This is a genomic window from Pseudomonas sp. UFMG81 (assembly GCF_015354575.1).
GTDB lineage: Bacteria > Pseudomonadota > Gammaproteobacteria > Pseudomonadales > Pseudomonadaceae > Aquipseudomonas.
In genome coordinates this window covers 31,670-47,552 of the sequence record NZ_JACAFQ010000027.1, presented here as the reverse complement: position 1 = coordinate 47,552, position 15,883 = coordinate 31,670, and the positions used below count along the sequence as shown (strand labels likewise).

Genomic DNA, 15,883 nt, shown 5'->3' with positions numbered 1-15,883 from the left:
ACGCGGTCGGCCAGAACATGCCCTGGCCGGCTGAAAGAGACGACTTAGTTGACGGCGTCTTTCAGGCCTTTACCAGCCTTGAAGCCTGGAACCTTGGCGGCAGCGATCTTGATAGCCTTGCCGGTTTGCGGGTTACGGCCGGTGCGCTCGGCGCGCTCCTTGACCGAGAAGGTACCGAAGCCAACCAGAACGACGTCGTCGCCTGCTTTCAGGGCACCGGTCACGGAGTCAATGACTGCGTCCAGCGCACGGCCGGCTACAGCTTTCGGGATGTCAGCAGATGCGGCGATAGCGTCAATCAGTTCCGACTTGTTCACTCTAAGTCCCCTTATATCTCTATTGAGTTTGTTTCTAAGTATGTAATGAAAAGCTTATGAAACGAGCGCTGGTTGGCCTGTTGACAATGGCGTGCCGCTTTATAGCAAGGGCCCGAAAACGCTGTCAACCAAAGCCCCCCAGCGAAATACGTACTAGTGCGTGCTGATTCTTTCCTTAGCATCGCCGTCGCGCTTTTCATCTTTCGCGACAATCTCCGGAGCCACATCTGGCAAGGGCTCCGGGGCGTATTGCAGCGCAATTTGGAGGACTTCGTCAATCCATTTGACCGGTTTGATCTGAAGATCCTGTTTGATATTTTCCGGAATTTCCTTGAGGTCGCGAACATTCTCCTCGGGGATGATCACGGTCTTGATCCCACCGCGGTGCGCCGCCAGGAGTTTTTCCTTGAGGCCGCCGATGGCCAGGACCTGGCCACGCAGGGTGATCTCGCCAGTCATCGCCACGTCGGCGCGCACCGGGATCTGCGTCAGCGCAGAGACCAGCGCGGTGCACATGCCAATACCGGCGCTCGGGCCATCCTTGGGGGTGGCACCTTCGGGCATATGGATGTGAACGTCGCGCTTCTCGTGGAAGTCTGCAGCGATCCCCAGGCTCGCGGCGCGGCTACGCACCACGGTTTGCGCGGCAGTAATCGACTCGACCATGACATCGCCCAGCGAGCCGGTCTTGATCAACTGGCCCTTGCCGGGGATGACCACGGCCTCGATGGTCAGCAGTTCGCCGCCCACCTGGGTCCAGGCCAGGCCGGTAACCTGGCCGATCTGATCCTGCTGCTCGGCCAGGCCGTAGCGGAACTTGCGCACGCCCAGCAGTTGCTCGAGCTGTTCACCCGTGACCTTGACCTTGACCTGCTTCTGCCCGGTGTGATCCTTGACCACCTTGCGGCACACCTTGGCGATCTGCCGCTCCAGGCCACGCACGCCGGCTTCGCGGGTGTAGTAGCGGATGATGTCACGGATCGCCGACACGTCGACTTCCAGCTCATCCTTCTTCAACCCGTTGGCCTTGACCTGTTTGGGTACCAGGTACTTGACCGCGATGTTGATCTTCTCGTCCTCGGTGTAACCCGGCAGGCGGATGACTTCCATACGGTCGAGCAGCGCCGGCGGGATGTTCATCGAGTTCGAGGTGCACAGGAACATCACGTCCGACAGGTCGTAGTCGACCTCGAGGTAGTGATCGTTGAAGTTGTGGTTCTGCTCCGGGTCGAGCACTTCCAGCAACGCCGACGCTGGGTCGCCACGCATGTCGCTGCCCATCTTGTCGATCTCGTCGAGCAGGAACAGCGGGTTGCGTACGCCCACCTTGGTCATCTTCTGGATCAGACGACCCGGCATCGAACCGATGTAGGTACGGCGATGGCCGCGAATTTCGGCCTCGTCACGCACGCCACCCAGGGCCATGCGCACGAACTTGCGGTTGGTGGCCGCGGCGATCGACTCGGCCAGCGAGGTCTTGCCCACGCCAGGCGGGCCGACCAGGCACAGCACCGGGCCGCGGATCTTCTTCACGCGTTTCTGCACGGCGAGGTACTCAAGGATGCGTTCCTTGACCTCTTCCAGCCCGTAGTGATCGGCGTCGAGGATTTCCTCGGCCTTGGTCAGGTCCAGGCGCACCTTGCTCTGGGCTTTCCACGGTACCTGCACCAGCCAGTCGAGGTACGAACGCACCACGGTGGCTTCGGCAGACATCGGCGACATCTGCTTGAGCTTGTTCAGCTCGGCCTGGGCCTTGGCCAACGCATCTTTCGGCAGGCCGGCGGCATCGATGCGCTTTTTCAGCTCTTCGATTTCGTTATGACCTTCATCGCCATCGCCAAGCTCTTTCTGAATGGCCTTCATCTGCTCATTCAGGTAGTACTCGCGCTGGCTGCGCTCCATCTGCTTCTTGACCCGACCACGAATGCGCTTCTCGACCTGCAGCAGGTCGATTTCGGCATCCAGCAGCGCCAGCACGTGCTCGACCCGCGTCTGCAGGTCGACAATTTCAAGAATTTCCTGCTTCTGCTCGATCTTCAGGGCCATGTGCGCGGCCATGGTATCGACCAGGCGCCCTGGTTCTTCGATGCTGTTGAGCGACGACAGCACTTCGGCCGGGACCTTCTTGCCCAACTGTACGTACTGCTCGAACTGCGACAGCAGGGTGCGCACGAACACTTCGGATTCGCGCTCGGCGGCTTCGACTTCGTCGATCAGCTCGACCTGGGCGCGAACATGCCCATCGACCTCGGTGAAACGCTCGACCGCGCCGCGCTGCTCACCCTCGACCAACACCTTGACGGTGCCATCGGGCAGCTTGAGCAGTTGCAGGACGGTCGCGACGGTGCCGACGCGGTACAGGGCGTCTTCGCCCGGATCATCGTCGGCTGGGTTCTTCTGGGCCAGCAGAAGGATCTGCTTTTCGCCCGTCATCGCGGCTTCTAGGGCTTCGATGGACTTCTCACGCCCCACGAACAGTGGGATGACCATGTGCGGATAGACGACAACGTCGCGCAATGGCAAAAGAGGCAAGTCGAGGGTGGTCTTCATGATTTCGCCTCTACAGCGGCCTTGTGGCCGGAAACCGGTGGAAATGGTGCTTGGGGCTAATGTGGGGGCAGCCCTTTGAAATTACAAGCGCGGAAACCGTGAAATGCAAAAAGGGGCCAGAAGGCCCCTTTTCACATACTGCCCCTTGCCCGATCAGGCGTCGGGGGCGGCCTTGGCTTGCGGCTCGCTGTTCTCGTAGATCAGCAGCGGCTGCGAAGTACCCTCGATGACACTTTCATCGATCACCACCTTGCTGACTTCCTTCTGCGAAGGAATCTCGTACATGGTGTCGAGCAGCACGCCCTCGAGAATGGAACGCAGGCCGCGGGCGCCGGTCTTGCGCTCCAGAGCCTTGCGAGCAACGGCCTTGAGCGCATCGCTGCGGAACTCCAGGTCGACGCTCTCCATTTCGAACAGCTTGGCGTATTGCTTGGTCAGCGCGTTCTTCGGTTCGGTCAGAATCTGCATAAGTGCAGCTTCGTCCAACTCGTCGAGCGTGGCCAGCACAGGCAGGCGGCCGACGAATTCCGGAATGAGGCCGAACTTGACCAGATCGTCTGGCTCGACTTCACGCAGCGACTCACCGACCTTCTTGCCTTCTTCCTTGCTGCGCACTTCGGCACTGAAACCGATGCCACCCTTGGTGGAGCGGTTCTGGATGACTTTTTCCAGGCCCGAGAAGGCGCCACCGCAGATGAACAGGATGTTGCGGGTGTCAACCTGCAGGAATTCCTGTTGCGGGTGCTTGCGACCGCCTTGCGGCGGCACGGAGGCCACGGTGCCTTCGATCAGCTTCAGCAATGCCTGCTGCACGCCCTCGCCCGAAACGTCACGGGTGATGGATGGGTTGTCCGACTTGCGCGAGATCTTGTCGATCTCGTCAATGTAGACAATGCCCATCTGGGCCTTTTCCACGTCGTAGTCGCACTTCTGCAGCAGCTTCTGAATGATGTTCTCGACGTCCTCACCCACATAACCAGCTTCGGTCAGGGTGGTGGCGTCGGCGATGGTGAATGGTACGTTCAGCAGGCGTGCGAGGGTTTCGGCGAGCAGCGTCTTGCCCGAGCCGGTTGGCCCGATCAGCAGGATGTTGCTTTTGCCGAGTTCGACTTCGTCGCCCTTCTTGTCACGCTGGTTCAGGCGCTTGTAGTGGTTGTACACCGCTACGGCAAGCACCTTCTTGGCGCGCTCCTGACCAATGACGTACTGGTCCAGGATACCGCTGATTTCTTTCGGCGAGGGTAGCTTGTGCGCGTTGCTCTCGGCCTGGGCTTCCTGCACCTCCTCACGGATGATGTCATTGCACAGGTCGACGCACTCGTCGCAGATAAATACCGAGGGGCCGGCAATCAACTTGCGCACTTCGTGCTGGCTTTTGCCGCAGAAGGAGCAATAGAGCAATTTGCCGTTGTCCTCGCCGTTACGGGTGTCAGTCATTCGATCGATCCAATCCGGTAGGCTTGAAACACAAGATGAAGGCAATCGCAGGCTTTTTCAAGTCCGCGGGCGGGCGCACTGTACGCCCACCCGCTCTGGCGCATTGCTTCAGGATGCCAGTTGCCGCTTGTCGTAGACCGAGTCGATCAGGCCGTACTCGGCCGCGCGCGCAGCGCTCATGAAGTTGTCACGCTCGGTGTCGCGCTTGATGGTTTCCAGCGGCTGGCCGGTGTGATGGGCCAGCAGCTCGTTCAGGCGCGCCTTGATGTTGAGGATTTCCTGGGCGTGGATCTCGATGTCGGTCGCCTGGCCCTGGAAGCCGCCGAGCGGCTGGTGAATCATCACCCGCGAGTTCGGCAGGCAGTGGCGCTTGCCAGCGGCACCGGCCGCCAGCAGGAAGGCGCCCATGCTGCAGGCCTGGCCGATGCAGATGGTCGAGACGTCCGGTTTGATGAACTGCATGGTGTCGTAGATCGACATGCCGGCAGTTACCGAACCACCCGGCGAGTTGATGTACAGATGGATATCCTTGTCCGGGTTTTCCGCCTCAAGGAACAGCAGTTGCGCCACCACCAGGTTGGCCATGTAGTCCTCTACAGGGCCGACCAGGAAGATCACCCGCTCCTTCAAGAGGCGCGAGTAGATGTCGTAGGCACGTTCGCCACGGGCGGACTGCTCGATAACCATCGGGACCAGGCCGCCTGCGGCCTGGATGTCAGAGCTCTGCTGAATATAAGAATTGCGGGACATGTCCTGCACTCACTCCCAAATAGTCATGGCTTGAATACACACAAGCCAGCGCGAAGGCTGGCTTGTGGGGGTTTCCTACGAGAGTAGCCTGTTACTCAGCGGCGGCAGGAGCCTGGGCTGGTTTGACGGCTTCTTCGTACGAGACCGATTTGTCGGTCACAGTCGCTTTCTGCAGGACAGTATCTACAACTTGCTCTTCCAGTACAACCGAACGCACTTCGTTCAGTTGCTGGTCGTTCTTGTAGTACCAGGCGATGACCTGCTCTGGCTCTTGGTAAGCCGAAGCCATTTCCTCGATCACTTCGCGAACCTTGGCGTCGTCTGGCTTCAGGTCGAACTGCTTGACCACTTCGGCGACGATCAGGCCCAGCACCACACGGCGCTTGGCTTGCTCTTCGAACAGCTCGGCCGGCAGTTGCTCAGGCATGATGTTGCCACCGAACTGCTGAACGGCCTGCACGCGCAGACGGTTGACTTCGTTCTCCAGCAGGGCCTTTGGCACTTCGATCGGGTTGGCGTCCAGCAGACCGTCCATGACCTGGTTCTTGACCTTGGCCTTGATGGCCTGGCGCAGCTCACGCTCCATGTTCTTGCGAACTTCGGCGCGGAAACCTTCAAGCGTGGATTCCTTGATGCCGAACTGAGCGAAGAAGGCTTCGTTCAGCTCAGGCAGCACAGGGGCCGACACGCTGTTGACGGTGATGGTGAACTCGGCGGCTTTGCCAGCCAGGTCCAGGTTCTGGTAGTCCTCGGGGAAGGTCACGCTGACAACGCGCTCTTCACCGGCCTTGGCGCCAACCAGACCGTCTTCGAAGCCTGGGATCATGCGGCCGGAACCCAGTACCAGCTGGGTGCCCTTGGCCGAACCACCGGCGAACACTTCACCGTCGACCTTGCCGACGAAATCGATGTTGACCTGGTCGTCGTTCTGCGCGGCGCGCTCGACGGCCTCGAAGCGGGTGTTCTGCTTGCGCAGCACTTCCAGCATGTTGTCCAGGTCGGCGTCAGCCACTTCGGCGCTCAGGCGCTCGACGCTGATCGACTCGAGGCCGGAAACGGTGAACTCGGGGAAGACTTCGAAGATGGCGACGAACTCGAGGTCCTTGCCTTTTTCGAACGATTTCGGCTCGACGGCAGGGGCGCCAGCCGGGTTCAGCTTCTGCTCGACGATGGCTTCGTAGAAGGAAGCCTGAACCAGGTCACCGAAGGCTTCCTGACGGGCATCGGCTTCAAAACGCTGGCGGATCACGCTCATTGGCACCTTGCCTGGGCGGAAGCCGGCAACCTTGGCGCGCTTGGCAGTCTGCTGCAGACGCTTGTTGACTTCGTTCTCGACGCGCTCGGCCGGAACGGCGATGGTCATGCGGCGCTCGAGAGCGGAAGTGTTTTCAACAGAAACTTGCATGGATATTCCTCGTTGCACAGACGTTAGCCGGCGGTAACCCGACTCCAGAATCAAGGGCAAGCATTCTAGTGACTCATGCAGCAGAAGTCACCCCACCCTGGAGGTCGGCGTCACACGCCGGTCGATTTCCTTGTAAGACCCGCCCGCCGTGGCGTCGAGCCTGTTTAAACGGTGACCGCGCAGGCCTTCTTGAGCCGCGCGATTGTAAAACCTTGTCAAACAAACAGCTGATAGTTGCGATATGGGATTTTTGTGTGGGATTTCAAGGGGGATCGAGTGAAGGCTTGCAGGTGCCAGGTCTCACTCGACAACCCGCCAAAAAACCCGAACCCCCTACTCCGGCTCAATCTCATTGAACTGGCAATACTCTTCCCACTCCATCCCCAGCGCCTCGGCCACCTCACGGTGAGTCTCCAGGCGCATGGTTTGCAACTGCTCAGGCGACTCTGCGATCAACTGCAAGGCCAACTCCCAGGGCTGGATACCCTGCTCATCGGCAGCATCTTCGAATGCCCACTCGATCTGCTGCGCCTGCTCGCGCGGATCCAGCTCGCGGATTTCCTCGAGCAACTGGGGATTGGCTTCGGCGAAACGTTGCAGCGCCAAGGCCTGGCGCGCTTCTTTAGCGATCATTTACGGCATTCCTCTGCCAGCTCACTTAGCCGGACGGTCAACCGGCTGAAATCTATCAGCTTTTAGCGCAAACCCACCAGAGGGCAACGAAGCCCTAGATGGCCATCATCGAGGCGGCCACGACGCGCTCATAGCAGGCATAGGGGGCAAGCGCTCCACCGTGGTAGGGCGCATCATCGAAACGCCTGACTGCCAGCGCACCGTCAAAATGCTCGAGCACCCGGAAGGCCCGAAGCTCGGCGCCGGACATCAAGCCGCCCTGGTTTTCCAGGCTTTGCAACGACCCCGCCCCCAGCTGCAGCCGATACGACTCATCCACTGTCGCCAGGTAGCGCTTGGCGTCGACATGCATCGCCACCGGCGCACACACCGACGGCCCGAACCAGCGCCCAAGCCAGGCAGCCCCCAGGGCGGCGTGCTCGCGATCCCGGTGGTAACCCGCCAACTCAGGATCCCCGGCGCACACAAAGTGCCCGATATCATGAAACAACGCAGCCACGATGATCGCGCCACTGCAATTGGCACTCAAGGCCTGATGGGCAGCCCATAGCGAGTGCTGCAGCACGCTCACCCCATCACTGAGCCTGACTGTCGCACACCCCTCCATGGCCACCCGAAGCACCTGCAAAGCCGAGTATTGGCCCGAGACAACAGTATCCATACTCATACTCCATGCTCCTGAGCCCATCGCAAGCGCATGATAGTAGCCCTCCTGGCCGCCATGTGCTGCGGGAGCACTATCTGGACTGCCTGATCGCTGGCAATCCAGCCCCCCCCCCGCAAGGCCTGCGCCACAACTCATCGGCACAGGCCAATTTCAGCCGCCGCAAAAGCAAAAAGGCGCCTGATCTTACGATCAGGCGCCTTTTACAAATATGGGGTGGACGATGGGAATCGAACCCACGACAACCGGAATCACAATCCGGCGCTCTACCAACTGAGCTACGCCCACCATAATGCGGTGCTACGTTGTACAACCTTACAGAAACATGGTGCGGACGAAGAGACTCGAACTCTTACAGCTTGCGCCGCTGGAACCTAAATCCAGTGTGTCTACCAATTTCACCACGTCCGCATGCAACTCAAAAACAAAGGCGCCGGATCATTCAATCGAGGCGCCTCTGCAGAATCTGGGGTGGACGATGGGAATCGAACCCACGACAACCGGAATCACAATCCGGCGCTCTACCAACTGAGCTACGCCCACCATAATGCGCTACTGCGTACTTGCCCAGGCCTAATGGCGCACCCGGCAGGACTCGAACCTGCGACCATCCGCTTAGAAGGCGGATGCTCTATCCAGCTGAGCTACGGGCGCTTAAGCTACCAGCCTGACCGAACAAACGAACCGCTTATTCTGCCCGGCCTTGCCAACCCGTGCCAGGCAGTGCCCGACAAGTGCGGCGAATCTTATAGTCGGCCCTACAACCCGTCAACACCTTTCTATAAAAAATTTAAATTATTGAAGGGCTTAGGGGATTTGCCCGACCACGCGCCTTTGCCCTTGCGCCGTGTCGTGCGAGAATGCGCGCTTCTTATATGTTCCCTTCTCGATGGTTAATCACGCGTCTATGACTGCACACCTGATCGATGGCAAGGCGATCGCCGCCAACCTGCGCAAGCAGATCGCCCAACGTGTCGCCGAACGCCGCCAGCAGGGCCTGCGTACGCCAGGCCTGGCGGTGATCCTGGTCGGTACCGACCCCGCCTCCCAAGTCTATGTCTCGCACAAGCGCAAGGACTGTGAAGAGGTCGGCTTCATCTCGCAAGCGTTCGACCTGCCCAGCGATACCACGCAGCAAGCCCTGACCGACCTGATCGACCGCCTGAACGACGACCCGGCCGTCGATGGCATCCTGCTGCAGCTGCCACTGCCGGAGCACCTGGATGCTTCGCTGCTGCTCGAGCGCATTCGCCCGGACAAAGACGTCGATGGCTTCCACCCGTACAACATCGGCCGCCTGGCACAACGCATCCCGTTGCTGCGCCCATGCACCCCGAAAGGCATCATCACCCTGCTGGAAAGCACCGGCCAGGACCTGTACGGCATGAACGCGGTGATCGTCGGCGCCTCCAACATCGTCGGCCGCCCGATGGCCATGGAGTTGCTGCTGGCCGGTTGCACCGTCACCGTCTGCCACCGCTTCACCAAGGACCTGGCCGGCCACGTCGGCCGTGCCGACCTGCTGGTGGTCGCCGCCGGCAAGCCGGGCCTGGTCAAGGGTGAGTGGGTCAAGGAAGGCGCGATCGTCATCGACGTCGGCATCAACCGCCAGGAAGACGGCAAGCTGGTCGGCGACGTGGTCTACGAGACCGCCCTGCCCCGCGCCGGCTGGATCACCCCGGTACCGGGCGGCGTCGGCCCGATGACCCGCGCCTGCCTGCTGGAAAACACGCTGTATGCGGCTGAAGCGTTGCACAAGTAAGACAGTGTGAAATGAAGACGGCACCTCTGGCAGGTGCCGTTTTTTTTGCCGGGTGGTTTTGTATTCGCTGCATTGGCCTCTTCGCGGGCAAGCCCGCTCCCACAGGTTTTGCAGAGCCTTCAAGTACAGTGCGGTTCCTGTGGGAGCCGGCTTGCCGGCGATAGGGTCAACCCGGTCTTCAGCCAATCACTTGCGCGCCGCCTCCCACGACTTGAGCAGCTCGTTGTAGCTGACCGTCTCGCCCTTGGGCTTCTCGTTGGCCAGCTTCGGCTTCGGCGCCCCGGGCTGGTCGAACCAGTACTGGGCATCGCGCTCCGGGTTGAGCTTCGGTGCGCAGGTGGCCTGGGCGTTGGAACGCTGCAGCCGTTCCATCATCTTGTCCTGGTCCCGCGCCAGCCCGTCCAGCGCCTGCTGCGGGGTCTTCTCGCCACTGGCCACCTCGGCGATATGGCTCCACCACAGCTGCGCCAGGCGCGGATAGTCCGGCACGTTGGTGCCGGTGGGGGTCCACTGCACCCGCGCCGGGCTTCTGTAGAACTCCACCAGCCCACCAAGCTTGGGCGCAAGGTCGGTCATGGCCTGGGAGTTGATGTCCGACTCGCGGATCGGCGTCAGCCCGACCACGGTCTTCTTCAGCGACACGGTCTTGGAGGTGACGAACTGGGCGTACAGCCAGGCCGCCAGGCGCTGCTTTTCAGGGGTGGACTTGAAGAAGGTCCAGGAGCCGGTGTCCTGGTAACCCAGCTTCATCCCCTCCTCCCAATACGGCCCCTTGGGCGATGGCGCCATGCGCCACTTGGGAGTGCCGTCGGCGTTGACCACCGGCAGCCCGGGCTTGGTCATGTCGGCGGTGAACGCGGTGTACCAGAAGATCTGCTGGGCGATATTGCCCTGGGCCGGCACCGGCCCCGCCTCGGAGAAGGTCATGCCCTGGGCTTCCTTGGGCGCGTAGGCACGCATCCAGTCCACGTACTTCTGCGTGGCGAACACCGCCGCCGGGCCGTTGGTGTCGCCACCGCGGGTCACGCTGGAGCCCACCGGGTGGCAGTCCTCCACGCGGATACCCCACTCGTCCACCGGCAGGCCGTTGGGCAGGCCTTTGTCGCCGCCCCCGGCCATGGAGAACCAGGCGTCGGTGAAGCGCCAGCCCAGCGACGGGTCCTTCTTGCCGTAGTCCATGTGGCCATAGACGCGCTTGCCGTCGATTTCCTTGACGTCTTCGCTGAAGAACTTGGCGATATCCTCGTAGGCCGACCAGTTCACCGGCACACCCAGCTCGTAGCCGTATTTCGCCTTGAACTTGGCTTTCAGGTCCGGGCGCTCGAACCAGTCGGCGCGGAACCAGTACAAGTTGGCGAACTGCTGGTCAGGCAACTGATAAACCTTGCCGTCCGGTGCGGTGGTGAAGGAGATGCCAATGAAGTCCTTGAGGTCCAGCGTGGGCGAGGTGTAGTTCTTGCCCTCATTGGCCATCAGGTCAGTGATGGATTCCACCTTGCCATAACGAAAGTGCGTACCAATCAAATCAGAATCGTTGACCCAGCCGTCATAGATGTTCTTGTCCGACTGCATCTGCGTCTGCAGCTTTTCCACCACATCGCCTTCCTGCAGCAGGTCGTGGGTCAGCTGGATGCCGGTGATCTCGGTAAAGGCCTTGGCCAGTACCTTGGACTCATACTCGTGGGTGGTGATGGTTTCCGACACCACGTTGATCTTCATCCCACGGAACGGCTCGGCGGCCTTGATGAACCACTTGAGTTCTTCAAGTTGCTGCTCCGGGGTCAGGGTCGAGGGCTTGAATTCGCTGCCGATCCATTTCTTTGCCGCGTCCTCGTACTGGTCTGCCCAGGCCGTGCCGTGCACACCGACCAGCACCAACAATGCGGCCAGGGTCAAATGTCGCCGTTTATGGTTGTTCTCGAACATTGTGATCTCCAGATTATTGAAGGACCCCTCGCCCTGTGGGAGCCGGCTTGCCGGCGATGAGGCCAGCACAGGCGACACAAGGCCATTTCCTCACCCCCAGCGCAGCACCGCTACCAGCCAGACCAGCGACAACAGCGAGGCCACCCACAATGGCCAGTCGCTCACCCCCACCACCAGCAGGTGCAGGTAGGCACTGACCAGCAAGCCGATGAACAGCCGGTCGCCGCGAGTCGTGGCGATCGGCAACCAACCACGCCGCTCCAGGCACGGGCGGCGCAACTCGAACACCGTCATGCACAGCAACACCACCCCGATCGTTGCGAAGAACAACGCCGTCGGCAGCGTCCAGGCCATCCACTCCATCACCCGCCCTCCTACACCCGGCCCAGGGCGAAGCCCTTGGCCACATGGTTGCGCACGAACCAGATCACCAGCATGCCTGGCAGGATGGTCAGCACCCCGGCGGCGGCCAGCACACCCCAATCGATCCCCGAGGCCGACACCGTGCGGGTCATCACCGCGGCGATCGGCTTGGCATTCACCGAGGTGAGGGTGCGCGCCAACAACAGCTCGACCCACGAAAACATGAAGCAGAAGAACGCCGTCACCCCGATCCCCGAGCCGATCAGCGGGATGAAGATTTTCACGAAGAAGCGCGGGAAGCTGTAACCGTCGATGTAGGCGGTTTCGTCGATCTCCTTGGGTACACCGCTCATGAACCCCTCGAGGATCCACACCGCCAATGGCACGTTGAACAGGCAGTGGGCCAGGGCCACGGCAATGTGCGTGTCGAACAGGCCAATGGACGAATACAGCTGGAAGAACGGCAGCAGGAACACCGCCGGTGGCGCCATGCGGTTGGTCAGCAGCCAGAAGAACAGGTGGCGATCACCGAGAAAGCGGTAACGCGAGAAGGCATACGCCGCCGGCAGCGCCACGCTCAGCGAGATGACCGTGTTCAGGCACACGTAGTACAGCGAATTGATGTAGCCGCTGTACCAGCTGGCATCGGTGAAGATCACCCGGTAGTTGTCGAGGGTGAACGCCTGCGGCCACAAGGTTAGCCCGCCGAGGATCTCGCTGTTGCTCTTGAACGACATGTTCAGCAACCAGTAGATCGGCACCAGCAGGAAGAAGAAGTACACCAGCAGGACCAGGGTTTTGCGCTTGCTCATGGCCTACTCCTTATCAGCGTGGGTCATGGCGGTGTAGAACAGCCACGACACCAGCAGGATAATCAGGAAGTACACCAGCGAGAACGCCGCCGCCGGCCCCAGGTCGAACTGCCCCACCGCCATGCGCGTGAGGGTCTGGCTGAGAAAAGTGGTGGCGTTGCCCGGCCCTCCGCCGGTGAGCACGAACGGCTCGGTGTAGATCATGAAGCTGTCCATGAAGCGCAGCATCACTGCGATCAGCAGCACATTCTTGAGCTTGGGCAGCTGGATATGCCGGAACACCGCCCAGCCCGAGGCCCGGTCGATGCGCGCGGCCTGGTAATAAACGTCGGGGATGGCACGCAAACCCGAGTAGCACAGCAGCGCCACCAGCGACGTCCAGTGCCAGACATCCATCACCAGCACGGTGACCCAAGCGTCGAATGGGTCGCCTGCATAGTTGTAGTTGACCCCCAGCTTGGCCAGCGTCGCCCCGAGCAAACCAATGTCGGCGCGGCCGAAGATCTGCCAGATGGTGCCCACCACGTTCCACGGGATCAGCAGCGGGATGGCCATGACGATCAGGCACACCGAGGCCATGCGCCCACGGGTCGGCATGGTCAGGGCGATGGCGATGCCCAGCGGGATCTCGATGGCCAGCACACAGGCGGAATAGATGAACTGGCGCAGCAGCGCGTCGTGCAGCGCCGGGTCGCGCAGCACCTGGCGGTACCAGTCGGCGCCGACGAAGTAGCGGCTGGAGGCATCGAAGATGTCCTGTACCGAGTAGTTGACCACTGTCATCATCGGGATCACGGCGCTGAACGCCACCAGCAGGAACACCGGCAGCACCAGCCACCAGGCTTTGTTGTTCTGTACCTTGTTCATGCCTCGGCCTCCACCAGCACATCGTCCAGATAGAGCATCAGCCATTGCGGCGGCAGGCTGACCCAGGCGCGCTCCCGTGGGATCACCCGGTCCTCGCCCAGGCGCGCCTTGAGCGTGACGCCCGCCAACATCAAGGTGAGGATGCGGTAGGTGCCCAGGTCCTCCACGTCCACCACGCGCGTCTCGATGGCGTCGTCGAACGGCTGCTCCCAGACCTGCACGAACTCCGGGCGGATACCCACCTGCAAACGCCCGCCCGGCATGGTCGCCAAGCGCTCGCGCACAGCCTCGGGCAACGCCAGGTGAATGTCACCGAAACTCACCCCGTCCGCCTCGGCGCACACGTCGATCAGGTTCATCCCCGGACTGCCAATGAAGTAGCCGACGAAGGTGTGCCGTGGCCGCTCGAACAGCTCGCGTGGAGTACCGAACTGGACGATGCGCCCGGCATGCATCACCGCGATCTTGTCGGCGAAGGTCGAGGCCTCCAGCTGGTCGTGGGTAACGTAGATCATGGTGATGTTGAACTGCTCGTGGATCTGCTTGAGCTTGCGCCGCAGCTTCCATTTCAGGTGCGGGTCGATCACCGTCAGCGGCTCGTCGAAGAGGATCGCCGACACATCGTCGCGCACCAGCCCACGGCCCATGGAGACCTTCTGCTTCTCGTCGGCGCTGAGGTTGCGCGCACGCTTGCCCAGCACCGCCGAGAGGTCGAGCACCTCGGCGATTTCCTCCACCCGCGCCCGCACCCGCGCCTCGTCCAGGCCCTGATTGCGCAGTGGGAACGCCAGGTTGTCGAACACGCTCATGGTGTCGTACACCACCGGGAACTGGAACACCTGGGCGATGTTGCGCTGTTGCGGGGTGAGGGTGTTGACCGGCTTGCCGTCGAACAGCACCTCGCCATGGGACGGGCTGAGCAACCCGGAGATGATGTTGAGCAAGGTCGACTTGCCGCAGCCGGACGGCCCGAGCAAGGCATAGGCGCCGCCCTGCGCCCACACGTGTTCCAGTTCGTGCAGGGCGTAGTCGTCGGCGCTGCTGGGTGCGCGGCTGTAGCTGTGGGCCAGTTGGCGCAGGCGGATCTCGGCCATCAGGCACTCCTCGCGGCAGGCAGGCGTGGCGCCTGCACCAGGGCATCGGCGCTGTCGAAGATGAACAGCTTGCGGGTGGGGATGAATACGCGGATCGGCGTGTCCACCGGGTATTCGTGCACCCCAGGTAGATGCAGGATCATCCGCCAGTGCTCGTTGCGCACATGCAGGAAGGTTTCCGAGCCACTGATCTCGGCCAATTCCACCAGCACGGCCAGCTCCAGGTCGTCATCGCGCGACGGCACCAGGGCCAGGTGGCCGGGGCGGATGCCAAAGCGGTAGTCGCCATCGGGCAGCTCGCGCAAGTCGGCATGGCGGGCGAAGTGCACGGCACCGGCCAGGCTCACCTCGTTGCCGGCAATGCGCCCGGGCACCAGGTTGATGGGTGGTTCGCAGAACAGCTCGGCGGCCAATACGCTGGCCGGCCGCTGGTAGACCTCGGTGGTGGCGCCGCTCTGGATCACCCGCCCTTCATGCAGCAGCGTGGTGGTGCCGCCCAGTGCCAGCGCCTCATTGGGTTCGGTGGTGGCATACACGGCGATGCACTTGCGCTCGGCGAACAGGCTGCGCAGCTCCTGGCGTAGCTCCTCGCGCAGCTTGTAGTCGAGGTTGACCAACGGCTCGTCGAACAGGATCAGCGAGGCGTCCTTGACCAGCGCCCGGGCCATGGCGGTGCGCTGCTGCTGGCCGCCCGACAGCTCCAGTGGCAGGCGCCCGAGAAACGCTTCTATGCGCAGCATCTCGGCGGTTTCACGCACGCGCCGCTGTATTTCGGGCTCGGCCATGCGCGCCTGGCGCAAGGGCGAAGCGATGTTCTCGAACACCGTGAGCGTGGGGTAATTGATGAACTGCTGATAGACCATCGACACATTGCGCTCGCGTACCGGGCGCCCGGTGACGTCCTCGCCGTCCATCAGCACGCGGCCGCTGTCCGGACGGTCGAGGCCGGCCATCAGGCGCATCAGGCTGGTCTTGCCGGCCAGGGTGCGGCCCAGCAGCACGTTGAACGAGCCGGGTTCGAAACGCAGGCTGGCGTCGTCGATCCACCGTTGGTTGTCGACACTGCGACGTACCCGTTCCAGCACCAGGGACATGGCGTGGCCTTCTTGTAGTTGTTGTCCCGCACACACAGCCAGTTCCGTGCCAGGTGACCACGACCGCTCTGGCACGGCCTGCTGCGCCCCGGCAGCTGCAATCACCTGTGCAGCGCTGTACAGCCTGGCTGAACAACTGGACAGCCACCGGTTTGACAATGAACAGTCCTGAACGACACTCAAGCGCGGTCTGCATGAAAACAACAACC

General features: G+C 61.7%; 14 protein-coding genes and 4 tRNA genes. 1 reads left to right on the top strand and 17 read right to left on the bottom strand.

The features are described 5' to 3' along the window. Positions 1-44: 44 nt before the first annotated feature. The 11 genes from hupB to IX761_RS19070 all read right to left on the bottom strand — a co-directional run bounded on the left by hupB (position 45) and on the right by IX761_RS19070 (position 8,410). A complete protein-coding gene (gene hupB, locus IX761_RS19120; protein WP_054892387.1) occupies positions 45-317 on the bottom strand; it encodes a nucleoid-associated protein HU-beta in 273 nt (90 codons plus the stop codon). Positions 318-470: 153 nt separating this feature from the next. After that, the gene (gene lon / locus IX761_RS19115) at positions 471-2,867 is read right to left on the bottom strand and encodes an endopeptidase La (protein ID WP_194791120.1); all 2,397 of its coding nucleotides are present in this window, start codon (positions 2,865-2,867) and stop codon (positions 471-473) included. 153 nt (positions 2,868-3,020) lie between these two features. Further along, positions 3,021-4,304: an ATP-dependent Clp protease ATP-binding subunit ClpX gene (gene clpX, locus IX761_RS19110; protein WP_044487893.1), complete on the bottom strand. Its 1,284-nt coding sequence runs from the start codon at positions 4,302-4,304 to the stop codon at positions 3,021-3,023. Between the two features lie 108 nt (positions 4,305-4,412). Further along, positions 4,413-5,054, bottom strand: coding sequence for an ATP-dependent Clp endopeptidase proteolytic subunit ClpP (gene clpP, locus IX761_RS19105; RefSeq protein ID WP_023629742.1), 642 nt, complete (start codon positions 5,052-5,054; stop codon positions 4,413-4,415). Positions 5,055-5,145: 91 nt separating this feature from the next. After that, positions 5,146-6,459 (bottom strand): trigger factor, encoded by a 1,314-nt coding sequence (tig, locus tag IX761_RS19100; RefSeq protein WP_194791119.1) that lies wholly within the window; start codon positions 6,457-6,459, stop codon positions 5,146-5,148. Positions 6,460-6,792: 333 nt separating this feature from the next. After that, a complete protein-coding gene (locus IX761_RS19095) occupies positions 6,793-7,092 on the bottom strand; it encodes a DUF6388 family protein (RefSeq protein ID WP_194791118.1) in 300 nt (99 codons plus the stop codon). A 94-nt stretch (positions 7,093-7,186) separates the two neighbouring features. After that, on the bottom strand, positions 7,187-7,759 hold the full coding sequence (locus IX761_RS19090) for an HD domain-containing protein (RefSeq protein ID WP_194791117.1): 573 nt from the start codon (positions 7,757-7,759) through the stop codon (positions 7,187-7,189). Between the two features lie 209 nt (positions 7,760-7,968). Continuing rightward, positions 7,969-8,044, bottom strand: a tRNA-His gene (locus IX761_RS19085). A 38-nt stretch (positions 8,045-8,082) separates the two neighbouring features. Beyond that, a tRNA-Leu gene (locus IX761_RS19080) sits at positions 8,083-8,167 on the bottom strand. Between the two features lie 56 nt (positions 8,168-8,223). After that, positions 8,224-8,299, bottom strand: a tRNA-His gene (locus IX761_RS19075). 34 nt (positions 8,300-8,333) lie between these two features. Continuing rightward, a tRNA-Arg gene (locus tag IX761_RS19070) sits at positions 8,334-8,410 on the bottom strand. A gap of 253 nt (positions 8,411-8,663) precedes the next feature. Between IX761_RS19070 and folD the strand changes: the two genes are divergently transcribed. Continuing rightward, positions 8,664-9,518, top strand: coding sequence for a bifunctional methylenetetrahydrofolate dehydrogenase/methenyltetrahydrofolate cyclohydrolase FolD (folD, locus tag IX761_RS19065; protein ID WP_194791116.1), 855 nt, complete (start codon positions 8,664-8,666; stop codon positions 9,516-9,518). A 186-nt stretch (positions 9,519-9,704) separates the two neighbouring features. Here the strand turns inward: folD and IX761_RS19060 are convergent, their stop codons facing one another. From IX761_RS19060 to IX761_RS19035, 6 genes are all read right to left on the bottom strand, one after another. Beyond that, complete coding sequence (locus IX761_RS19060; RefSeq protein ID WP_194791115.1) at positions 9,705-11,444, bottom strand: ABC transporter substrate-binding protein; 1,740 nt, start codon at positions 11,442-11,444, stop codon at positions 9,705-9,707. A gap of 90 nt (positions 11,445-11,534) precedes the next feature. Next, entirely contained in the window at positions 11,535-11,807 is a 273-nt protein-coding gene (locus IX761_RS19055) for a DUF2160 domain-containing protein (RefSeq protein ID WP_194791114.1), read from the bottom strand. Between the two features lie 11 nt (positions 11,808-11,818). Then, positions 11,819-12,619: a carbohydrate ABC transporter permease gene (locus tag IX761_RS19050; RefSeq protein ID WP_194791113.1), complete on the bottom strand. Its 801-nt coding sequence runs from the start codon at positions 12,617-12,619 to the stop codon at positions 11,819-11,821. 3 nt (positions 12,620-12,622) lie between these two features. Further along, entirely contained in the window at positions 12,623-13,486 is an 864-nt protein-coding gene (locus IX761_RS19045) for a carbohydrate ABC transporter permease (RefSeq protein WP_194791112.1), read from the bottom strand. Beyond that, positions 13,483-14,580 (bottom strand): ABC transporter ATP-binding protein, encoded by a 1,098-nt coding sequence (locus IX761_RS19040; protein ID WP_194791111.1) that lies wholly within the window; start codon positions 14,578-14,580, stop codon positions 13,483-13,485. Before IX761_RS19040 ends, IX761_RS19045 begins: the two co-directional genes overlap by 4 nt. Next, positions 14,580-15,674, bottom strand: a complete 1,095-nt coding sequence (locus IX761_RS19035) for an ABC transporter ATP-binding protein (RefSeq protein WP_194791110.1) — start codon at positions 15,672-15,674, stop codon at positions 14,580-14,582. Before IX761_RS19035 ends, IX761_RS19040 begins: the two co-directional genes overlap by 1 nt. Positions 15,675-15,883 lie beyond the last annotated feature (209 nt).